Source organism: Nostoc sp. XA010 (genome assembly GCF_020829625.1).
Lineage (GTDB): Bacteria > Cyanobacteriota > Cyanobacteriia > Cyanobacteriales > Nostocaceae > Nostoc.
Map to the genome: position 1 here is coordinate 47,850 of NZ_JAIVFX010000033.1, position 22,008 is coordinate 69,857.

A 22,008-nucleotide genomic window follows, 5' to 3' on the forward strand; every position below is an offset into this window, starting at 1 on the left:
GCTCTATATTCAAAAACACTAGAAAATTGTACTTAACAGTACCTTTTTTTGTGTTGGATATTTTTAATATTCATAAGAGTACCTTATTTAAGATAAGGATTTTTTGCTATTTGTACTTATACTAGTATTTCTGCTTAGTTAAAATCAAATATCAGCATTGCGATGTGCTACACATAACTTATATATGAACAATTATCCTGAATGCTGCTAGTTTAGTTAGTAGTTTAGGTGAGATGTACTTACTGTACTTACAATTAAAGGTTTAATTCCCTAAAACCAATATTAGTCAGTAGATTTTGTGATCCCTATCCCTGAGTGAACTCGATTAGTTATGCTCCTAGATTTAGAAAGATTTTATCAGGCTTGCAATCCGAGCAGACCTCTAATCATAGGAAATGCCAGCGATCGCAGATACTATATCGATTTTGCTGCGGTGCGGGGTGGCAAAATTATCGAGGCTTTGCAGCGCACGATCGCTAGAATATCGCCCGATGCTCCAACCTGTCAACTATTTACAGGACATCTCGGTTGTGGAAAATCAACAGAGTTGTTGCGGCTGAAAGCTGAGTTGGAAGTGGAGCAATTTCATGTAGTTTACTTTGAATCTACCCATGTCTTAGAAATGGCAGATGTGGATGTGACTGATATTTTGTTAGCGATCGCAGGCCAGGTGAGTCAAAGCCTAGAAGCAATGAAAATTAGGCTCAAACCAATCTACTTTACCAAGTTGTTTGGTGAACTTGTGGATTTTTTGCAAACGCCAATTGACCTTGGGGTAGAAGCAGAATTATCTGTGGGAATTGCCAAAATTACAGCTAAAACGAAAGAAAGCCCCCAATTGCGGCGGCGGTTAAGAGATTATCTAGAACCGCGAACAGCAAATATTTTACAATCAATTAATCAAGAATTACTAGAACGTGCCACTAAAGAACTGAAAACCAGGGGTAAAAAAGGACTGGTAGTCATTGTTGATAACTTGGATAGAGTCGCAATTCGACCTTTACCATCGGGGCGATCACTACCAGAATACTTATTTATTGAGCGGGGTGAACAGTTACGCAAATTAAATTGTCATGTAGTCTACACTATTCCCTTAGCCCTAACTTTCTCCAACGATAGCGCCGAACTTCAGCATCGTTTAGGGGGAGGAGTCGCACCAAAAATGTTACCGATGATACCTGTACGTTTGCGGTCTGGGGAGATTTTCACCCAAGGGCTAGCAATGATGCAGCAAATGGTGCTAGCTAGAGCTTTTCCAGACATTCTGCCTAGCGATCGGTTAGGCTTAATTACAGAGGTGTTTGATAGTCGGGAAACCTTAGATCGATTGTGCCTGATTAGTGGTGGTCATGTACGCGACTTGCTAGGGTTACTGTTTGACTGTCTGCGAGAACAAGATCCACCCTTTGAGCGGGATTGTGTCGAATTGGTGATTCAAAGACAACGGGATTACCGAGCCAACGCTATCGATCCTCATGAGTGGGAATTAATCTTTCAGGTGGTGCAACAGCAGAGAGTTAGAGGTGATATACAATACCACGCTCTCTTGCGAAGTTTATTTGTATTTGAATACCGCGATCATCAGGGAGCTTGGTTTGCCGTCAACCCAGTTTTAGCAGAGACGGAAAAATTTAAATCATGGTTGAAGGACACCCACAAGCAGATATAAGAGCAGCAAACGAGTTGGCTCTACGAAGTTTGGGGAGAGCAATTACCCTTTCTAGCGGTCAATTCTCCCTGGTTTTGGTGTGCTGTAATTATCGAGTTTTGCAAGAGCGAATGCTGCAACGACTCGAAGAACTCTCTTCAGGAGTACACCGAATTCAAAAGGTTGTTCTGTCGCATAATGCTAGAAGTCTTTACACAAGTATTCATTTACAACTGCTAAACCAAGATAATCCGCCATCGGCGTTGATGATTTTGGGTTTAGAGTCGGTAGATGGACTTGATGATTTACTTAGCTCGATCAATCATATTCGGGATGAATTTCGCAAACGCCACCCATTTCCTCTAATTGTGTGGATGAATGAGGAAGTGTTGCAAAAGGTTGTGCGTTTAGCACCAGATTTTGCAAGTTGGGCGGCGACACCGATTCGGTTTGAGATGACAACTGAATCATTGCTGCAATTTTTGCAACAAGAAACTGACTCTTTATTTGCGACGGTGTTACCAAGCGATTCTGCACAACACCAACCTCCTCAAGTTGCCAAGAATTTTTTCACTGTGGAGCAAGTCTGGGAACATAGCTATGAACTCCACTTTGCCATTAGAGAGTTGTACAATCGTGGTATTACCTTAGAGCCAGAATTACACGCAAGTTTAGAATTTGTTTTTGGTCTAGATGATTATATTAGCGATCGCATTAATCCAGCTTTAAACCATTTTCAGCAAAGCTTGCAAGTTTGGCAGCAGTTGGCGAAGGAAGGGGATGAAGGAGCAGGAGGAGCAGGGGAGGCATTTTCTTCGCCTACGCCTCCTAATCGTCCATCTCCCCTACTTTTGCGGCAGGGAATCTTGTTGTTTTATATTGGGCTGTCTTATTGCCGTTTAGCAGAGCAAAATCAAACAGAAAACCGCCGTCATTGGTACACAGCTAAATCTTATTTTCAGCAGTGCTTGACTATCTTACAGGTGGCTGGTCGTCCAGACATAGTTGCTGGATTTATTAGTCAACTCGCGGAAGTTTTGCAATATCTGCAAGAGTGGCAAGAATTGCAGACGGTTGCTCAAAAGTCTCTAGAGTTGCATCAAACTTATGGTAGTCAAATCCAATTAGCTTGTGACTATGGTTTTCTCGCGCAAGTGGCTGTGCAGCAGTCGCGGTGGGTACAGGCGAGTATATTAGCACATGTATCACTGCTGAAATTAGGTGAGGCGCAAAAGCACAATGACCCTTATAACTGCTTATTTCCGTTACTGTTGGGGCAAATTTACTATTTAGTTTTAGCGAAAGCACAGCGAAATTTAGGTGAGTTAGAAGTAGCTCGTGAATACTTAGACAAAGCGACAAAAGAACTACCCGCAGCCTTAGAAAGCAGTGCCCATCAATACGATGCCCATCGTTATATTCGCTTCTTGCGGACACTGCGATCGCTCTACTTTGAAGAAGGGCGATATTTGGAAGCATATTACATTCGGCAGAAACGGCGTTCTGTTGAGCAGCAGTATGGTTTTCGGGCTTTCATCGGTGCGGGACGCTTGCAACCGCAAAGACAGGCGACAAACCCAGCATTGATGTCACCTTCTGGGAGTAGCAGCGTTGCTTTAGAAATTGCGGCTTCTGGCCGAGAGCGTGATATTAATAACTTAATTGGGAGAATTAGCCGCGCCGATCGAAAATTGACGGTGATTCACGGTCAATCAGGGGTAGGTAAGAGTTCTATTGTAACTGCGGGGTTAGTTCCAGCACTGCAAAATCGAGCTATTGGCGATCAAATAGCTGTACCTGTGGTGCTGCAAGTTTACACAGATTGGGCACGGGAATTAGGAAAATCTTTAAGTGAGGCGATGTCTAATGACGCATCCCTTGCCATCTATGCTGACATCATGCCAGAAGCAGCTATTGAAGCGGAAGCTTTCCCCTACTCTGACACACCCATCACCATCTTTGAAATTTTACAACAACTAAAAGAAAATGCTGATAACCATCTGATAACAGTTTTAATTTTTGACCAGTTTGAAGAATTTTTCTTTGGTTATAGCGATCGCAATCAAAAGCAAGAATTTGATAAATTTATTAGCGACTGCCTGAATATACCCTTTGTTAAAGTTATTCTTTCTTTACGAGAAGATTATTTACACCGCTTATTAGACTTTAAACATGTTTCTGCACTAGAAGCGATTAATAATAATATTCTCGACAAGCATATTCGCTACCAGTTAAATAATTTTTCGCCAGAATATGCTAAAGCAATTATCCGAAAATTGACAGAGCGATCGCAGTTTAATTTAGAGCCTGCTTTAATTGATGCCTTAATCGAAGATTTATCCACAGGATTTGGAGAAGTCCGCCCCATTGAATTGCAAGTTGTAGGAGCGCAAATTCAAGATGAGCGAATTACTACACTAGAAGAATATCAGCCATATAGACCCAACAAACTCATCGAGCGATATCTCAAGGAACTGATTAAAGACTGCGGCCCAGAAAATGAACGAGCCGCGTTACTCGTCTTATACTTATTAACAGATGAAAGTAACAACCGACCTTTTAAAACTCGTGCTGAGTTAGCGGCGCAGCTAGCAGAATTAGAAGATGTTAGTAAATTAGAGTTAGTATTAGAAATTTTAGTTAGCTCTGGTTTAGTGGTACTATTCCCTGATGTACCAGAACGCTATCAACTGATTCACGATTATCTAGTAGACTTGATTCGCTACTTGCAACAACAAGAATCGAGCTTACAGGTACAACTTAACCAGCTGCGCTACAAAGTAGAACAGAGTCAAGGTGAGATTGAGCGGCTTAAGAGCGAACTTAGCCAAAATGAGCAGCGATCGCAATTAGTAGATCCTCATCCCCAACAGGGTTTGAATTTATTAACAGAATTGCGGGAGTTACACAAGCGCGAAGAATTAAGTCAGTTGGAAATTGAGCAATTACGAGCTGAACTCAAAGAAAAAGAATTAACAGCTAAACTCGCAGAAAGTCAAAAGAAGCAAAGGCTGAGTGAAGCTCAATTAAATCGTTCATTGAAAATTGCACTTACTGCTTCTGTTCTCGCCATATTGGGATTAAGTGTTTCCATCGTCACAGCAGTAGATAGCGAAATTAAAACCCTCAGTGCATCTAGTGAAGCATTATTTGCATCGCAAAAAGGTATTGATGCTTTAAAAGAAGGTTTAAAAGCAGGGAGAAAATTACAACAAACAGTCTGGGTAGATTCCAATACCAGAGAGCAAGTACAGACGGCACTATATCAAGCAGTTTCCGGGTTAAGAGAATATAACCGTTTTGACGGGCATCTATCTGGGGTAAATAGTGTTACATTTAGCCTCGATCGCTCTTTAATTGCCTCAGCCAGTGCGGATACTACAATCAAACTTTGGCATCCCGATGGTAGCTTGGTCAAAACGTTATCGGGACATGAAGATGTAGTTAATAGCGTCAGTTTCAGCCCAGATAGCCAAATCGTTGCTTCCGCCAGTCAAGATAAGATGGTAAAACTTTGGAGTCGAGAGGGTCAACTGCTTGCTACTTTATTAGGGCATCAAGGTGTCGTGAATAATGCCAGTTTTAGTCCAGATGGTCAGATTATTGCTTCGGCGAGTAGCGACAAGACGGTGAAACTGTGGAGTCGGGATGGTAAACTGCTCAAAACCTTAGAGGGACATAATGGTGCAGTTTTAAGCGTCGCTTGGTCACCTGATGGACAAACCATTGCTTCCGGGAGTGCTGACAAGACGGTGAAATTGTGGAATCGGGATGGTAAGCTGCTTAAAACCTTGCTTTTACATGATGATGCAATCTTAAGTGTAGCTTGGTCGCCCGATGGGAAAACTATTGCTTCTGCTAGTTTAGACCAGACAATCAAACTGTGGAATCTGGAGGGTAAGCTACTGCGAACCTTATCGGGGCATAGTGCTGGAGTTACCAGCGTCAGTTTTAGCCGTGATGGGAAAGCCATGCCTACGGCGGGCTACCCCTACGCTTCTGCAAGTACCGATGAGACAATCAAACTTTGGAGTTCTGAGGGTGTCTTGCTGGCAACCCTGAAGGGGCATAATAATTGGGTGAATAGCGTCAGTTTCAGCCCAGACGGTCGCACCTTGGCTTCTGCAAGCCGTGACAAAACTATTAAACTTTGGCATTTGGACGATGTGTTAGAGCGAAAGCCCAAAGCCGATAACAATGACTGGGTAACTAGCATCAGTTTTAGCCCAGACGATCGCACCTTAGCAGCAGCAAGTCGAGACAAAACTATAAAACTTTTCAGTCGAGACGGTAAATTACTCCGTACATTCACGGCGCATGAAGGTCAAGTTTGGGGCGTTAGTTTCAGCCGCGATGGTCAAGTAATTGCTTCGGCTAGTAAAGATAAAACGGTAAAGCTTTGGAGTCGTGACGGTAAACTGCTCAACACCTTGCAGGGTCATAATGATACCGTCTTGGGTGTTGCTTGGTCGCCGAATGGTCAAATAATTGCGTCGGCTAGTAAAGATAAAACAGTGAAGCTTTGGAGTCGAGACGGTAAACTGCTCAACACCTTACAGGGACATCAAGATGCGGTAAATTGGGTAAGTTTTAGCCCAGATGGTAAGTTGTTAGCTTCAGCCAGCGATGACAAAACCGTGAAAATCTGGAATTTAGATGGTAAATTGCTATACAGCTTAAATGGTCATAGTCGCCGGGTAAATGGGGTTGCTTGGTCGCCTGATGGAGAAGCGATCGCTTCAGCTAGTATTGATAACACGGTGAAGATTTGGAGCCGGGACGGTCATCTGCTAAATAATCTTACAGGCGATGGTGATAGTTTTATCAGTGTGAGTTTTAGCCCCGATGGTAAAACTGTGGCAGCTAGCAGTGATGACAAAGTGAGAATTTGGAACCGAGAAGGGACGTTACTGATTGCTTTGAAAGGTGATAAGCAAGAGTTAACCAGCGTCAGTTTTAGTAATGACGGCAAGACTCTGGCTGCGGGTAGTGGTAATGGCACAGTGATTTTCCAGAATTTGGCAGATATCGAACTGGAAAAATTGTTGGCACGGGGTTGCAATTTGCTACATGATTATTTGCAAACTAATCAGAAGGTAATGAAAGGCGATCGCGCCTTATGTTCTAGTAGGTGATGGAGATTTTGTTCCCATTGAGATCGTTAATTTAAAATGAACGTCGAGCTTTGGAACCGTAAGGGAGAAGTGCTGCAAACACTTGCAGGTCTTGATGCTGGAGTTAAAAGCCTGTAATTTTACTATAGTGGCTTCCTTGAGCAACCACTAATTATAGTGACAATGTCAATACTTGTTGCTTCTGCTTAAAATTACCACCTTCTGCATTACCTGGTAAAGCCTGTATATCCTCAGCGCGGAAATGTTGGGTTTCGTTCATCAACTCAACCTCAAGCTGTTGCTTCAGAACTACGGCAGGAAAATCAGCCAGGACTCATAGACAAAGCTGTACATCTTGGTAGCATTGAGTGAAGTACCCGTCAGCAAGGGAGCGAGGGCGATGTACGCAACCGTCACACAACCACTGACTTTTGAAGAGTTTCTTGCCTGGGACGATGGTTCAGGCAGAGAGTTTGAGCTATCGGATGGAATTCCCGTGCCATTATCAGAACCAAATGCAAATCATGAGGATTTGATCGAGCGACTGTGTACCTACTTAGAAAATCACTGCCAAGAAAATGACCTACCTTACGTGTCCCGCCAGTCCAAGCAGGTTCGACTCAAAATAGCACCAGGCGAAAAGGAAAAAAGCCGGAAAGCAGATATTGTCATATTTGCAAGAGTTGAATGGCAGAGGATGAAAACTAGCTCTAGTTCTGCTGCTGCATATATTCCACCACCCGGAGTCATTGAGGTCGTTAGCAACAACTGGAAGGACGACTATCTGACAAAACTTGCTGAATATGAAGATTTGGGCGTGTTTGAGTACATCATTGTAGACTATGCTGCTTTTGGTGGCATTCGGTTCATTGGCTCTCCCAAGCAGCCAACCATTACAATCTACCAACTTGAAGATGGAGAGTATTTACCCCCAAAGGTGTTTCGAGGACAGGATCGAATTGATTCTAGATTGTTTCCGAACATTCCCTTAACGGCTGAACAGATTTTTGCAATGAGTCGCTGATTAGCAATGAAGAAATTTCTTCTAGTCGTCTTCTTGCCACTAATTTGATGCGCGATCGCCCTTGGAATTAACAAAGCGATCGCTGGGTTAACTCAATAGACTTTTTGCATGAGAAAGTCTCTATGTTTTAAATAGGACTTACGCAAAAACCCTCTAAAACTCTCATTCCCCCGTGACCTCTGCGCCCTCTGTGGTTCGTTTTCCATTACCCGTGCGTAACTAGGTACAGAACGCTTGATCCCAGTTTTAGCGATGGGTTGTCGTCCCCTAATTAGCACAGCACTCCTGGAAGATTATCATCTCAGCATCGATTTTTGTGAGGGAGGGACAGTGCTGGTAGATGATATCATGTAAAAAAAATCCCTATAACCTGTTATTAGTCAAGGTCTTAGGGACTTCTTTGCTTACGGGACTGGTGCGGCTCGAACGCACGACCTGACGCTTAGGAGGCGTCCGCTCTATCCAACTGAGCTACAACCCCAACTATGAAGCATATATAATTATAGCAGTACTTTTACCGAGACTGCCAACAATCATCCCAAGAGCCGCCGCCTACTTCTAAACCACAAAGAGAACTTTCTGCTTTCAAGATTACTTTAGATTTTCTCCCACTTACTTCTCGTAACTCTAAATTTAACTTTCCTTGCATGGTGTCTCGGCAACAGTATCTTAAACCATCTTCTGTGGGCGCACGCAGAGGTGTACCAGGTAAATCCGTGGTTCCTGTCAATTCAATTTCATAATTAGAGTTGGTAGCTTTCATTTGCCATCTACCCCAAGTCTGAATTTCCCAATCTACTTGTGAATTCCAGGGAACAAATTCATAAAACTTGCCTTGATAGTGCAACCCAATCATCGCTACAGATTCCATCCACCACAGCACACCGCGCCGTCCACCGCCAGCAGTTAATGCTAAGTCGGGTTCGCCCTCAAATAAATTACAGTTTAGCCAAAACCATTTTTGGGGAAAAGCACCACCCCAATTTTTCTCGCCGTAGGCTGGGGCGTTTGTGAATTCGTAGATTTTGCCATTCCAGTCAATCTTCCCACTGGCTAAACCGTGAGCCATCAAAATTTGCCATCCAGGTTCAAAAATCTGCAAGAATGACAGCCAGCCAGCAGTTGATTGCTGAATGCTATTTTGATTACCCCAACCGTATACTGGTTGAATTTCATACTCCCAACGGCAATAATTATTGGTGGCGCGATCGCGAATTATTCCCTGATTCAAGGTGGCTGTAGCTTGATATCCCTCCTCAACATGATGCTCAAACTCTGCTGGGAGAAGGTATAGAGGAGAAATTTGCAAATCTGTTTTACCCCAATGACCTAAACCCAAGACATCTCGACTACCCCAAAATTTATTCACATCAGGAAAAGTACGCCATAAATACTCATCATCCGGGCCGAGGATTTGAGCTGCACCGCCACTGTGGGGTTTACCGCCGATGGGGTCTTCAATGGAGTACATAAAGGCGAATGTTTGCCCAATTTCCGGTAAAGTGACCCGGTAATACCAGCCTTCAAAAAAGCGGCGAATACTACCATCCCAGTGATAACCAGAATGGGGCGTTTGAGTTGATTGGAGGAGATTTAGGGGAATAGTTAACATATATCTATATAGTTGCCGATTTTTTCAGTATGCGCGATGACCTCGATATCAATCATGCTTATGAAATTCTTGGGTTGGAACCGGGTGCATCACAAGCACAAGTAAAGCGAGCTTACCGTCAACTGGTGAAAATTTGGCATCCCGATCGCTTTCTTGAGCAAAAGCAAAAACAGGAAGCTGAGGAAAAAATCAAATCAATCAACTCAGCTTACAACAAGCTCAAATCTGAAAGTCCATCTGAGCCTCCTATTCCTGAAAATCCATCTCCATCTTCGCCTAAAAATCCCACAAAAATATCTGTCAATCGTTGGGATGCTGAAACTTTCTATGGTTTAGGAGTAGAAAATGCTACACAAGGAAGATATGAGGATGCGATCGCAGATTTTACCCACGCGATTCGTCTCAATCCTCACTATATTGACGCATATAAATATCGTGGGCTAGTTTGTTCTCAACTAGGATACGAATATAGAGCCGCTTCAGATTTAAATAAAGCTGCACAAATAGAAGAAGAGTTAAGGAATCCGGCTGCTGCTCGTAAATCGCGATCGCCTAGAGATGTATCCAAACCTAGACCTCTGTTAGAAAGATTTTGTCAGGGGATTAAAAAGATATTGCGGCTAAATCGGCGTTGGAGATAAAAGCAAATATTGTTTAAGACCCTTCAGACGGCGACACCATACCTTGAGTTAGATAATACTTATATTAGGGAATACTAAGTGTAGTTAAATTTGCTGCTGATTTCTTAGTATTCCTAGTATGAGCGATCGCTTTGATATAAATCATGTTTACAATATCCTGGGGTTAAAACCAGGTGCATCTGTTAATGAGGTCAAGCAAGCTTACCGCCAGATGGCTAAGACTTGGCATCCAGATTGTTTTCTCGAACCCCAGCAAAAGCTAGAAGCAGAAGAAAAAATCAAAGAAATTAATCAAGCTTATGTAAGGTTAAAGTCTTATCAGCCAAGTGAGATAAATCAATCTGCTTCCAATTCGACCAAAATTGATTTTACTCCATCTAATGCTGAAAGTTTCTACAAAGTGGGCATGGAGAAAGCTCAAAGAGGAAAATATACTGAAGCAATAGAAGACTTTACCCAAGCGATTCGTCTCAACCCCAACTACTTTGAAGCCTATAAATACCGAGGGCTTGCTTGCTCGAAACTAGGATATGAAAATAGAGCCGAGTCAGATTTTAAAAATTCTATACAACTGCAACTGAAACAGAAAAAAGCAGCACCCAAACCTACATCGCCACCGCCAAAACCAGCAACGCCGCCACCACCACCTAAATCTACATCTCCACCGCCAAAGCCAGCAACGCCGCCACCACCATCTGAATCACAGTCTCAACCTTCACCGTGGAAATGTGTACACACCCTGACTCATCTGAATTGGGTTTTTACAACTGCAATCAGTCCAGATGGGCAAACTTTGGCTAGTGGAAGTAGTGATAATACTATCAAGATTTGGCATCTCGACACAGGGAAATTACTACATACTCTCACTGGCCATACAAAATGGGTAAGATGCCTAGCCTTTAGCCCAGATAGCCAAACTCTGGTTAGTGGCAGTGATGACAGCAGCATAATGATTTGGCAAGTCTCTACAGGTAAATTACTCAAGACACTCAAAGTACATTCAACCCCAGTTTTTTCTGTAATCATTAGTCCAGATGGTCAAACTATCCTGAGTGGCGGTACAGACACTACTATCAAGGTTTCCCATATAGAGATGGGACAATTACTGCAAGTCCTCAAAGGGCATTCTGGCTTGGTTTACTCCCTTGCTATTTGCCCAAAACAGCAGATTTTTGTCAGTGGCGGTGCGGATAATACTATTAAGCTGTGGAATTTGAAGAGTAACAAACTGCTGCAAACTCTCAACGGACATTCAGGTTGGGTGATGTGTGTTGCTATCAGCCTTGATGGGCAAATTTTAGCTAGTGGCAGTTATGACCAAACTATCAAGCTATGGGACAGTAGTACAGGTAAGCTAGTTAACACTCTTGTCGGACATCGCAGCTATGTTTGTGCGATCGCTTTTAGTGCCAATGGTCAGCATCTTGCTAGTGGTAGTGCAGATCATACTGTGAAGCTATGGGATGTTACCACTGGGCAAGAACTTTACACTTTGGATAACCATTCTGATTGGGTTAACTCCGTCGCTTTCAGTCCCGATGGGAAAACTTTGGTTAGTGGTAGTCGAGATATGACAATCAAGCTTTGGCGATGCGATGTCTAACGACAAATTAAAAATTTAGATGATTTCAGTAAATTACTAGATTTTTTATCAATCCATCACCTGACAGTTTAATAACATCTATCTTTGGGATACTCTTTCTCTTGATTAAGCATTAACTTCCTACAGATATAGCCATTTGCTGATCTCAGAGGTTATGCTGAGAGCTACCAACAGTTGAGTAGCAAATAAAACTCAATCCTTATCAGCAGCATACCTTTTCCAACTCATTAAAACCTCTGTTCTTACAAAGCTTTAGTTTGTCAATATCTTATCGAGGAGTGAAATCAACAGCTATGTCTATTCCTAATGAACCCGAAAGCAAAAACAGTGAGATCAAGCAAGAATCTTACACTGATGTTAATGGTAATGCTCACACTGACTTGACGCGAACCACTGAAACAGTCAAGAACAACGCAGCTAATCCCAACTCTTACACTAACGGTTACGTACAAGGTCGAAACACTGAGCGTGGCAATCAGCAAGCTGATTTAGCCGAGCGTGACAATAACAATGCTAGTGGTGGTTTGCTGTTAGGTATTATTATTACTTCCGTGCTTAGTTTGGTTATAGGTGGGGTTTGGTACTTCAATCAGCAGAATAACGCAGCTGTTAACACTATTGTGCCGGTCGTGGTTCCTGTACCAAGTAAGAGTAATCCAACTCCTAGTGCTTCTCCTCAACCACAAACGACGATAATCGAAAGAACTAGGGAAGTACCTGTTCCTATTGCTGTTCCTGTTCCTGTTCCACAACAGCAGGTTACACCTCCATCTGCACCTCGCCAACCGGATATTAACATTACTATTCCCCCCCAGCAGCCTGCCGCAGAAAAAGCGCCTTCTGCAATCCAGCCAACCCCTAAAGCGACACAAAGTCCAACTACTAATACTGTTGCGCCAAGTACAAAAAGTGACACCTCTAAAACCACTCCACCTAAAGGAGTAGACCAGTCAAACAGTACATCTAATAGCGGTTCTTCTACCGCAGGTGATGCTACTACAGGCGGTTCTGCTCAATAACGGCTTCTGAATCAGCCCACTTGATAATGCTGGCATTAACGCCAACATCTAACAAGTGGGAATATTTTTAAGAAAGATTTCTGAATTGTTGCGAAAAGTAAATGGTACTCAAGTTTGGTAAAGGTGTCTTGTAGCTAAACAAACATGATGCTAGATTAAGATCAAGGTACAAATAGGTTAAAAGTTAAACAAAAACTTTTCAGTTAGAGCCTGTACCTCCTGCTCTAATGTTCTTGCGATCGCTATGCTTGGTTGTGACATCCATTGAATGTGTTTTCGCCTTAAGTTCAATGAGTTGTTTTGGAGGTTTTAAAACGTACAGCCAGAAAATGCCTGCCTAGTTGGAATGTAAGGATGTGCAATTCTGAGTAGAGCGAGAGCGAATCCTGTCCACCTTAGTTTGAGTTAGTTATTTCTGAATTCTCCAATCTTCAAGAAACCGCCCCAAGCTGCTGATATTTATCCATCGTAGCTTCAGGCGGTTTCTGCTTTAAGTGTTATGAATTTTTGTCCTTTGTCCTTTGTCATTTCTCACTCTTCTTAGAAGAGGGTTATTTAGACCAATGACCAATGACTAATGACTAATGACTAATGACCAATGACCAATCACTAATGACTAACTAACGTAATTACAGTCACTTCTGGTGGACAAAATAAACGTCCTGGTTTATAAGTTCCTAAACCGCGATTGACATATAGTTGATTTTGTTCTACTTTGTGAAATCCTTGCGCCCACTCCCAATATCGCACGACTTTAGAACAGTCTCCCAGGAAAAATGTTACCCAACGCCGTAATTTTTTAGGAATTTGTTTGAGTAGTTTTTTATAATAAAATACTACAGGGCCAATGCCTGGAATTACGATGTGACCACCGTGGGTATGACCAGATAGTTGCAAATCTACGCGCCATTGTTGCAATATCTTAGCTGTATCTGGGTTATGGGATAAAACAATGCGCGGTGTAACCGAGTCTAGTTGATTCATAACTGGTGCAGGGTAAAATTCCCGTGACCAATAATCAGCTAATCCTACCAATGGTAATTCTTTTCCTAGTGGATAGGCGATTTCATTCCAAAGCACATGCACCCCAATGCTAGTTAACGCCTGTGTAACTTCTGCTTTTGAGTGGCTGTAATAGATATCGTGATTACCAAGTACGGCATAGATACCACAGCGACTTTGCAGATGTTTGAGTCGATGCACCAATTGGTGAATCGGCGTTGGATCGTCAGTTACGTAGTCACCAGTTAATAGAATTAAATCCGGTTCAGCTTCGTTAGTAAGTGCGATCGCTTTTTCTAACATGTCTTCCGACAGGCGCAAACCATCGTAGTGAAAATCTGACAACTGCACTAGCGTTGTACCTTGTAAAGATGCTGGAAGTTCCGCAATCTTAACCGTGATTTTATCTACTCTTAAATGTCCCGTAAACAACCAATGCATAAGGCAACCGATACTCCTCATACCAGCGCTTACAGCTTACCAAAATAAAAATGTAACTTGATAACCTGCAATAATTTATGTCATCTACTCCAGATACAATTAACTAATTGATTGAAATTCTGAAACTAAACTAAGCAGGACTCACTCCAATTTGCAGGTACTCATTAGCCAGAATATCTGCTGTGATTCTGTTCTTGAATTTTTAAATTTGGATAACTTATTCACCCTGTAGGGTAATTATAGTAACTTCTGGGCGGCAAAATAAGCGTCCTGGGAGGTAAGTTCCCAAACCACGATTGACATATAGCTGATTTTTCCCCAGCCTATGGAAACCCTGTGCCCATTCCCAATGGCTGACTACAGAAACATTTTCTGAGAAAAATGGTAATCGACGCTGCACCTTTTTGGGTATTTTTTCTGCAAGCTTTTCGTAAAAAAATATTGCAGGGCCAATTCCGGGAATCACTATTTGACCACCGTGAGTATGACCAGATAATTGTAAGTCAACTCGCCATGCTTGGAGTATCTCGGCAGTATCTGGGTTGTGGGATAAAACGATGCGAGGTGTGTCGGGGTTTAGTTGATTCATGACTGGTACAGGATTAAATTCCTGTGACCAATAATCAGCTAGCCCAACAAAGGGTAATTCTTTTCCTAGTGGATAGGCAATTTCATTCCAAAGGACGTGAATTCCGATGCTAGTAAGGGCATCGGTAACTTCTGTTTTTGCGTTTTGGTAATGTATATCGTGATTGCCAAGAATAGCATAGATACCACTGCGACTTTGCAGATGTTTTAGTCGAAGTATCAGTTGGTGAATCGGCGCGGGATCGTCAGTTACGTAGTCACCAGTTAATAAAATTAAATCTGGTTCAGCTTCGTTAGTAACTGCGATCGCTTTTTCTAACATCTCTTCTGACAGCCGCAAACCATCGTAGTGAAAATCTGACAACTGCACCAGTTTCTTACCTTGTAACGATGCAGGCAACCCTGTAATGTTAACCGTCAATTTCTCTATACTCAACGGCCCAGATAACAACCAATGCATAAGACGTTCAATAAAGCTCAATCATAGCGCTTACAGCTTAACGAAACATCCTCGGTTCTTGGGTAGAGATCAGTACAACTTATTAAAAATTTTAGAACTTACGCATTGACAGAAAGCTGATATTATGCAATCAATCCCAACTTCTGTGATAGGTGTTCTAAAATAAAGTCACGAGCTATTTGAAGAGATAAATTTCTTTGGAGTTCATACCAATTTTCAATTAACTCTTCTACCCGCATTAATTCTAATTGTGTAAAAGCTCGAATCGAGCTAAAAAAGTGAGTTCTAATTGCCTCAGATGTCCTCACCATAAATCGACCAATACCACATACTTGTTTAATCGCTCTGTGGTAGCATTCAATCCCCCAATGAATTGAATGTAATGTTTTAAATTCTGTTCGACTAACTCCAATGAATGCATCTTCTTCAGGCATATATATCATGTAGTATCTATGAGTTTCGTTTTTGAAACTTTTCCTAAATACTTTCACTTTCCCAAACTTTTTTAGATGCACTATTAAACCATTTTCGGGAATTTCTAGATTTTGAACTTGGGTAAAACTCTTACCATCGACTGAACATGAACGATTTTTCGCTATACCAGTTAAAAACGTCAATCCCTTGTTTTTAAAGAATTTTATGTTGTCTTTGCTGGAATACCAAGCATCCGTAGTTACTGTCTTAGGCTCCAATCCCCAACCCAAAACTTCAGCAATCATTTCTCGCAAATAATCATTCTTTGTCTTCCCTTCTTGTTTGTTATAAATGCGATAATTCAGAGGAACCGACTTCCCAGACAAATCAGTATAATACAAAGTAATTAACTGAATCCCTTTGACTGTACGGTGATGCCTTCCCGAATAATAGTAACCAATTAATTCTGTTAACTTTGGGTCACTATGAGGTTTATCAATTACCGTATCGTCTGCACTTAATGTGCCACCTACTAAATTGATATACAGTTGAACTTCATCAAATAAATCCTTTGGCTCATACTGCTCACGTAGCAAAAATCTGTTGACACTATCATGTGACAAATCTTCCATAATCTCTGCTAAACGTGTGCAACCTGGATACTTTGATTCTGCCAATAAAAACAGAGTGTAAGTATCAAGATCACACTTTGCTGTGGATGGCTTAGTAGTTGCTCTGATCGTCCGAACCCCAAATACGCTCTGGATATAAATTATCCGTCTTTCTAGTCCCCCAGTAATTAGCGATCGCCTGTTTTTCCTAATTTCTTTTACTGCATTATTTGTCTATTTTGTCAATGCGTAAGTTCTAAATTTAATGAAAACTAATCAAAAGCCTGAAAGCCATACATAGTAGAACTTTTGAGCCTAAATTCCACTTTTTTGCACAGATATTCGATTCAACCCGAATAAGAAAACCCCTCTGCTTTCGTCATAGTAAAGTCATTAAAAGGCAGAGGGGTTTCATTTTTTATTTTTATATAGTGTATAGGCAGATTTTAAAGATAATGCTGGCAAAAACCAGTTTCTCTGATATTGTGTTTATTTTAACCTGCCTACTCAGTTTAGCCTAGTCCCAATCGGGAACCTGAGCATCTTCTCCCCCAACCCCGATTCCAGTGTTAAAGATTTCGGCATCAGTGAGGTTGAGATCATTCATTGATGCTTTATACACATTAGAATCGTGAATCGTAGCGCGAGTAAAATTTACCCCGTTGAGATTGGTTTGCTTCAAATTCACATTGGTTACATAAGCTGATGTTAGGTTAGCACCTGCCAAGTTTGCACCAGTTAAGTCAGCACCTTCGAGGTTAGCCCCTACAAGGTTGGCTCCTTGGAGCTTCGAGCCTCTCAAGTCAGCACCAATTAAATGAGCGCCACTGAGGTTAGCTCCTGCTAGATTACAGTTAATGCATTCCCCAGTTGAAAGCAGCTTTTGTAAGTCCTGCGGATTGTCGGCTCTAACCGAGCTAGCCAAAAATAGGGGAGTTGCTAAGGCCATGGCCGCTAATAGCTGGAGTTTCATAATTTTCCCCCTTAAATAATCAAGTTGCGTCCGTTCTGTCCCTCACAACTCTATTATCTCATTAAACTTCTTGAGGTCAATCTATCTCTTGACAACTTAGTTGTGATATGAAACAGGGATAACGGTAATCTAACAAATGCCGTTAATTCTGATTTTTGGCGATTTTTACTTGACAATCCCTAAAAAACTGCCAGTGTTAAATCACTCTTAAATCTTTTTAAGAGCTTACACTACTCGTCATAATTTGGCTATTTTAATAAGTATTTATACTCTTTAAGCCCTCAGAAATTCTCGCATATACAGATTAACCAATTCAGGTTGTTCTTGCTGCACCCAATGCCCACAATTGGGTATGTACTTGATTTGAAAGTTCCTGACATAGGCTGCGGTGTCGTAGGTTAGCTCCTTGCCGAGTGCAATGTCATTTTCTGCCCAAATCATCAGTGTTGGCACTTCCAGAACGCCCCAATTTGGATTTAGCATTCTCTGTTGAAAAATATTGCGGTAGTAGTTCAACATTGCTGTGAGGGCACCGCGTTTTGCAGCGGCATTTTTATAAGCGTCAATATCCGCTTTGGTGAAAGCATTCTTGTTAACTGCTGTACCTTTAAAAGCTGTTTCAATTGCTTGGTAGTCTGAAGATTGTAAAAGTAATTCTGGTATCCAGGGTAGTTGAAAAAGAAATATATAGTTGCTACGTAGCAACTGTTGGGGAGTGCGTAGCCCTTGAGCAAATTTGGCTGGATGAGGCAGGTTAAGAATAATTAATTGTTCTAACATTTCAGGATAAGTGTATGCAAAATTCCAAGCGATCGCACCTCCCCAATCATGCCCAACTAATACACATTTTTGGTATCCTAATCCTTTAATCAGTCCCTCAACATCTTTGATAAACTCGTCCATTACATAAGCTGATTGCTCATTTGGTTTATCACTATCGTTGTAGCCACGCAAGTCAAGAGCGACAACTTTAAAATCTTGGGCAAATTCTGGTATTTGATGCCGCCAAGAGTACCAAAACTCAGGAAACCCATGCAACATCAACATTAAAGGACCTTCACCTTGGGTAACGTAGTGTAGTTTTACCCCATTGGTAGTTATATATTCGTGTTTCCAAGAACTTTCTATTAGAGACATAATTAATCTAAATTTAGCATTAAAAAATACTAAATAATAATAGTGTACTTAGCAACTGTAATATTCTTTTGATCAGGCTCACATCTATTGAAAGACAGTATTATGATAGTGATTTTTTGCAAACACATTAGACAATTTGCCCTGCGGTAGATGTGAATCATGGGTAATTTTTGGTAAAAGGTAGATATAATACTTCTCCCCAATTACCATGACACAACAGTTGACAAACCATGCTTCATTGTGGGTTGAGCGACTGGGACGATTTGGCTATGTTTCCAAGGGGGTAGTTTACGGTATAGTTGGACTACTGGCAGCACAGGCAGCTTTTGGCAGGGGTGGTAAAACAACTGATACCCAAGGCGCTCTCCAAACAATCGTCAACCAGCCATTTGGTAAATTTTTGCTGGCTTTAGTTGCAATTGGCTTGATTGGATACGTAATCTGGCGTTTTGTACAGGCAATTAAAGACCCAGAAAATAAAGGTAATGATGTCAAAGGTTTGGCAGTACGAATTGGTTACGCAGTTAATGGCTTGGTTTATGCAAGTTTAGCCTTAAGTGCTGTGCAAATCGTTATGGGTACAGGCAGCGCTAAAAATAGTAGTGATTCTACTGAAGATTCGACAGCACGTTTGCTTTCTCAACCCTTTGGTCAATGGTTAGTTGGAACTGTGGGGGTGTTTGTAATTGCTCTAGGTTTCTATCAGTTTTATCAAGCTTTTAGTGGCAAATTTCGTAAAGAACTCAATTTAACTGAGTTAAGCAACACAGAAGCCCAATGGGTAATGAGGATTTCCAGATTTGGTTTAGCGGCACGGGGTATAGTATTTTGTATTATCGGTTGGTTTTTAATCGAAGCTGCAAAGCAATCGAACGCAGCTACTGCACAAGGTTTGGATGAAGTATTACAGACGTTAGCACAACAGCCTAACGGAGCATGGCTTTTGGGTATTGTGGCACTAGGTTTGGTTGCCTATGCCATTTACACAATAATACAGGCGCGGTATCGTCGGTTAGTCAATGTTTAGATGATGCAGTGCCGAGAATTTCAATTTATAGAAATGGCAATAATAGAAACCCGTGGTATCTGGCTGACCACTACTGATAGTAAAGTTCTCAAATCAAAGGAACGTATTGCTGAGGCGATGGATTTTCTGGCCGAGACGGGATTTAATGTGGTGTTTCCCGTTGTTTGGAACAAGGCAGTAACTTTATATCCTAGTCAAACAATGCAGCAGACATTTGGAGTCGAAATTGACCCTATGTCTGTAGGCCGTGACCCTTTAGAAGAAGTGGTAGTTGAGGCGCGGCGAGTTGGGTTAAAAGTTATTCCTTGGTTTGAATATGGTTTTGCCAGTTCCTACAATTTGAATGGTGGTGTACTTTTACAGAAAAAACCGGAATGGGCTGCGCGTGATTATAACGGCAATTTACTGAAGAAAAATGGCTTTGAGTGGTTGAATGCCCTCGACCTACAGGTGCAGAAATTCTTCTTGAACTTGGTGCTGGAAGTTGTAAAGAATTATGATGTGGATGGTGTTCAAGGAGACGATCGCTTCCCAGCATTACCCTGTGAAGGTGGCTATGATGAGGTAACTATGACCCGCTATCGCCAGGAATTTGATCGCAATCCGCCACAGAACCCCAAGGATAGACAATGGTTACAGTGGCGTGCAGATATTCTCACTGACTTTTTGGCGAATCTCTACCGGGAGGTGAAAGCGGTGAATACTAACTTGTTAGTAGCGATCGCACCCAATATCCATGATTGGGCATTCCAGGAATATCTGCAAGACTCGCCTGCATGGCTGAAGCGGGGAATAGTTGATATGATTCAGCCGCAGATTTATCGCCGTGACTTTAGGAGTTATCAGGCGATCGCTGATAAACTAGTAAATCAGCAATTTACAGATGGGACACTGCCCAAGTTAGCACCGGGAATACTGATGAAGCTTGGCAGTTATTCCATTAGTCCAGAATATCTGGTGCAGGCAATTGAATACAATCGCCAACTTGGTATTCAAGGAGAGGTATTCTTTTTTTACGAAGGTTTGCGCGAGAATAACAATAACCTAGCCAAAGTTTTGCGAAATGGGCCTTATGCTAAGTCTGCATCATTTCCCACTCTGTCAGATTTGACTGCGGGTGGTGTGATTAATAAGAGTGCGTCTTCAATTTGGCAACAGTTGTTAAAAAATCTTTTTTAAGGAAAAATGCGCGTGGAATCTCAATTATCGGTGGAACAGGTAATAAAAACTCTAAAAGAAGATTTACCAACACTTTTTGAAAAAGATATTTCATATCACATTTATACAGATGATATCTATTTTAAAGATCCGGTAAATACATTCAAATACAAATTTAACTACCGCATTATATTTTGGACTTTGCGATTTCACGCTCGGCTATTTTTTACCCAAATTTACTTTGATGTGCATGAGGTTTATCAGTCAGCCGAAGATACCATTCTAGCAAAATGGACGGTGCGGGGAGTGTTACGCGTTCCTTGGAAAGCAGGTTTACTTTTTAATGGCTATTCAACATATAAATTAAACCAAGATAATTTTATATACGAGCATATTGACACTTGGGATAGAAAACCAAGTGAAATTTTACGGCAGTTTTGGCAAAGGGGAGGAGAGAGCTAATTAGATACATGGTGAGTTAGAAATTTATCCAGAACAAGCAGAGAAACGCCGAAATCAGAAATTAATGCATGTCATCAGTCGGAAAAAGCTACGACAATTCTGCCAAAAACACGCTGATTGCTGTGAAGCACTTGATGACTGGTACATAACCGCTAGTAAAGCAGACTGGGGTAATTTGCTAGAAGTTCAAACTATTTATCCTCAAGCTGAAGCAGTAAGCAAGTTTATAGTTTTCAACATTAAAGGTAATAAATACCGCTTAATTGCTAGTATTAACTATGAAAAGCAGGTTATCTATATAAAATATGTCTTAACTCATGCCGAATATGACAAAGACTCCTGGAAAAATGACCCTTACTTTTAACTCAGATATTTACAGCGAATTGCTGTCTCAACATCAACCTCGAATTATCAAGACAGAAGAGGAAAACGAGAAGTTTTTAGAGACTGTTGAAGAACTGCTTTCCCGTTCTCATCTGACTCCTGAAGAAAATGCTTTGCTGGAATTATTAATAAAACTGATTGAGGATTTTGAAGATAAGCACTATCAGCTTAATTCCTCAACACCTTATTCAAGACTCTTGCATTTGATGGAAGCTAGGGGTTTGGAACAAGCTGATTTAGTACAAATTATTGGATCGAGCGAGGTTTTAGCAAAAATTATTGATGGCGAGTTAGAAATAACGAAAGAACAAGCTGAGGCTTTGGGAAAGTTTTTTCATGTTGATGGAAGTTTGTTTATTTATTGATTTTCTAGATGGTAAAACTATAGAATAAGCTACAGAGAAATTACAACGCTATAATCCCGCCCTCTCAGAACTAGATGTGGTGTGGGTGTTGAGCCAACCTCAAAAGTAGCGTAGGGATGGCAGTTAAACCAATAATGTTTTCCCACCAATTGGTTGGTGATATAGAGTCATTAGCTGGCTAGCATTTAAAGTTTCTACGTAAGGATTCAGGTCAAGTGGTATTGACAAATGTGACATCTGGGGGAGAATATCACAATTATGGGAAAAGACCTGCTTCTGAAATTAGAGCGAGAAACCCAACTCCTGTTAGCTCCGGAACAACTGG

General features: G+C 41.5%; 17 protein-coding genes and 1 tRNA gene. 11 read left to right on the plus strand and 7 right to left on the minus strand.

Annotated elements, in window-relative coordinates; translation table 11 throughout:
* Nucleotides 1–331 precede the first annotated feature (331 nt).
* The 3 genes from LC608_RS29445 to LC608_RS29455 all read left to right on the plus strand — a co-directional run bounded on the left by LC608_RS29445 (nt 332) and on the right by LC608_RS29455 (nt 7,786).
* Nucleotides 332–1,669 carry a P-loop NTPase fold protein gene (locus LC608_RS29445; protein ID WP_229556958.1) on the plus strand — a complete coding sequence of 446 codons (1,338 nt, stop codon included), beginning with the start codon at nt 332–334 and terminating at the stop codon, nt 1,667–1,669.
* Complete coding sequence (locus tag LC608_RS29450; protein WP_229556959.1) at nt 1,639–6,783, plus strand: hypothetical protein; 5,145 nt, start codon at nt 1,639–1,641, stop codon at nt 6,781–6,783. Before LC608_RS29445 ends, LC608_RS29450 begins: the two co-directional genes overlap by 31 nt.
* Nucleotides 6,784–7,162: 379 nt before the next feature.
* Complete coding sequence (locus LC608_RS29455) at nt 7,163–7,786, plus strand: Uma2 family endonuclease (RefSeq protein ID WP_229556960.1); 624 nt, start codon at nt 7,163–7,165, stop codon at nt 7,784–7,786.
* Between the two features lie 407 nt (nt 7,787–8,193).
* Here LC608_RS29455 and LC608_RS29460 read toward each other — a convergent pair.
* Together LC608_RS29460 and LC608_RS29465 are read right to left on the minus strand one after the other, a co-directional pair.
* A tRNA-Arg gene (locus tag LC608_RS29460) sits at nt 8,194–8,267 on the minus strand.
* Nucleotides 8,268–8,300: 33 nt separating this feature from the next.
* Nucleotides 8,301–9,398, minus strand: coding sequence for a tocopherol cyclase family protein (locus LC608_RS29465; protein ID WP_229556961.1), 1,098 nt, complete (start codon nt 9,396–9,398; stop codon nt 8,301–8,303).
* Between the two features lie 29 nt (nt 9,399–9,427).
* Between LC608_RS29465 and LC608_RS29470 the strand changes: the two genes are divergently transcribed.
* From LC608_RS29470 to LC608_RS29480, 3 genes are all read left to right on the plus strand, one after another.
* The gene (locus LC608_RS29470) at nt 9,428–10,039 is read left to right on the plus strand and encodes a DnaJ domain-containing protein (protein ID WP_229556962.1); all 612 of its coding nucleotides are present in this window, start codon (nt 9,428–9,430) and stop codon (nt 10,037–10,039) included.
* Between the two features lie 118 nt (nt 10,040–10,157).
* The gene (locus LC608_RS29475; protein ID WP_229556963.1) at nt 10,158–11,642 is read left to right on the plus strand and encodes a DnaJ domain-containing protein; all 1,485 of its coding nucleotides are present in this window, start codon (nt 10,158–10,160) and stop codon (nt 11,640–11,642) included.
* Nucleotides 11,643–11,935: 293 nt separating this feature from the next.
* Nucleotides 11,936–12,661 (plus strand): hypothetical protein, encoded by a 726-nt coding sequence (locus tag LC608_RS29480; protein WP_229556964.1) that lies wholly within the window; start codon nt 11,936–11,938, stop codon nt 12,659–12,661.
* A 609-nt stretch (nt 12,662–13,270) separates the two neighbouring features.
* Here LC608_RS29480 and LC608_RS29485 read toward each other — a convergent pair.
* The 5 genes from LC608_RS29485 to LC608_RS29505 form a co-directional block, all read right to left on the minus strand.
* Nucleotides 13,271–14,104 carry a metallophosphoesterase gene (locus tag LC608_RS29485; protein WP_229556965.1) on the minus strand — a complete coding sequence of 278 codons (834 nt, stop codon included), beginning with the start codon at nt 14,102–14,104 and terminating at the stop codon, nt 13,271–13,273.
* Between the two features lie 217 nt (nt 14,105–14,321).
* Nucleotides 14,322–15,152 carry a metallophosphoesterase gene (locus LC608_RS29490; protein ID WP_229556966.1) on the minus strand — a complete coding sequence of 277 codons (831 nt, stop codon included), beginning with the start codon at nt 15,150–15,152 and terminating at the stop codon, nt 14,322–14,324.
* Nucleotides 15,153–15,274: 122 nt separating this feature from the next.
* Nucleotides 15,275–16,306 (minus strand): transposase, encoded by a 1,032-nt coding sequence (locus tag LC608_RS29495; RefSeq protein WP_229556975.1) that lies wholly within the window; start codon nt 16,304–16,306, stop codon nt 15,275–15,277.
* A gap of 388 nt (nt 16,307–16,694) precedes the next feature.
* Nucleotides 16,695–17,150, minus strand: a complete 456-nt coding sequence (locus tag LC608_RS29500) for a pentapeptide repeat-containing protein (protein ID WP_229556967.1) — start codon at nt 17,148–17,150, stop codon at nt 16,695–16,697.
* 273 nt (nt 17,151–17,423) lie between these two features.
* Nucleotides 17,424–18,287, minus strand: a complete 864-nt coding sequence (locus LC608_RS29505) for an alpha/beta fold hydrolase (protein ID WP_229556968.1) — start codon at nt 18,285–18,287, stop codon at nt 17,424–17,426.
* Between the two features lie 208 nt (nt 18,288–18,495).
* Here LC608_RS29505 and LC608_RS29510 point away from each other — a divergent pair, with 208 nt between their 5' ends.
* The 5 genes from LC608_RS29510 to LC608_RS29530 all read left to right on the plus strand — a co-directional run bounded on the left by LC608_RS29510 (nt 18,496) and on the right by LC608_RS29530 (nt 21,683).
* The gene (locus LC608_RS29510) at nt 18,496–19,314 is read left to right on the plus strand and encodes a DUF1206 domain-containing protein (protein WP_229556969.1); all 819 of its coding nucleotides are present in this window, start codon (nt 18,496–18,498) and stop codon (nt 19,312–19,314) included.
* 33 nt (nt 19,315–19,347) lie between these two features.
* Nucleotides 19,348–20,493 (plus strand): glycoside hydrolase family 10 protein, encoded by a 1,146-nt coding sequence (locus tag LC608_RS29515; protein WP_229556970.1) that lies wholly within the window; start codon nt 19,348–19,350, stop codon nt 20,491–20,493.
* Between the two features lie 12 nt (nt 20,494–20,505).
* On the plus strand, nt 20,506–20,934 hold the full coding sequence (locus tag LC608_RS29520; RefSeq protein ID WP_229556971.1) for a DUF2358 domain-containing protein: 429 nt from the start codon (nt 20,506–20,508) through the stop codon (nt 20,932–20,934).
* A 64-nt stretch (nt 20,935–20,998) separates the two neighbouring features.
* Complete coding sequence (locus LC608_RS29525; protein ID WP_229556972.1) at nt 20,999–21,298, plus strand: type II toxin-antitoxin system HigB family toxin; 300 nt, start codon at nt 20,999–21,001, stop codon at nt 21,296–21,298.
* Nucleotides 21,282–21,683, plus strand: coding sequence for a type II toxin-antitoxin system HigA family antitoxin (locus LC608_RS29530; protein WP_229556973.1), 402 nt, complete (start codon nt 21,282–21,284; stop codon nt 21,681–21,683). The genes LC608_RS29525 and LC608_RS29530 overlap by 17 nt, the downstream gene beginning before the upstream one ends.
* The last annotated feature ends 325 nt before the right edge of the window (nt 21,684–22,008 follow it).

Coding starts and splice junctions, on each gene's coding strand:
- LC608_RS29445 (WP_229556958.1), top strand. CDS start 332: ATGCTCCTAGATTTAGAAAGATTTTATCAGGCTTGCAATCCGAGCAGA.
- LC608_RS29450 (WP_229556959.1), top strand. CDS start 1,639: ATGGTTGAAGGACACCCACAAGCAGATATAAGAGCAGCAAACGAGTTG.
- LC608_RS29455 (WP_229556960.1), top strand. CDS start 7,163: ATGTACGCAACCGTCACACAACCACTGACTTTTGAAGAGTTTCTTGCC.
- LC608_RS29465 (WP_229556961.1), bottom strand. CDS start 9,398: ATGTTAACTATTCCCCTAAATCTCCTCCAATCAACTCAAACGCCCCAT.
- LC608_RS29470 (WP_229556962.1), top strand. CDS start 9,428: ATGCGCGATGACCTCGATATCAATCATGCTTATGAAATTCTTGGGTTG.
- LC608_RS29475 (WP_229556963.1), top strand. CDS start 10,158: ATGAGCGATCGCTTTGATATAAATCATGTTTACAATATCCTGGGGTTA.
- LC608_RS29480 (WP_229556964.1), top strand. CDS start 11,936: ATGTCTATTCCTAATGAACCCGAAAGCAAAAACAGTGAGATCAAGCAA.
- LC608_RS29485 (WP_229556965.1), bottom strand. CDS start 14,104: ATGCATTGGTTGTTTACGGGACATTTAAGAGTAGATAAAATCACGGTT.
- LC608_RS29490 (WP_229556966.1), bottom strand. CDS start 15,152: ATGCATTGGTTGTTATCTGGGCCGTTGAGTATAGAGAAATTGACGGTT.
- LC608_RS29500 (WP_229556967.1), bottom strand. CDS start 17,150: ATGAAACTCCAGCTATTAGCGGCCATGGCCTTAGCAACTCCCCTATTT.
- LC608_RS29505 (WP_229556968.1), bottom strand. CDS start 18,287: ATGTCTCTAATAGAAAGTTCTTGGAAACACGAATATATAACTACCAAT.
- LC608_RS29510 (WP_229556969.1), top strand. CDS start 18,496: ATGACACAACAGTTGACAAACCATGCTTCATTGTGGGTTGAGCGACTG.
- LC608_RS29515 (WP_229556970.1), top strand. CDS start 19,348: ATGGCAATAATAGAAACCCGTGGTATCTGGCTGACCACTACTGATAGT.
- LC608_RS29525 (WP_229556972.1), top strand. CDS start 20,999: ATGCATGTCATCAGTCGGAAAAAGCTACGACAATTCTGCCAAAAACAC.
- LC608_RS29530 (WP_229556973.1), top strand. CDS start 21,282: ATGACCCTTACTTTTAACTCAGATATTTACAGCGAATTGCTGTCTCAA.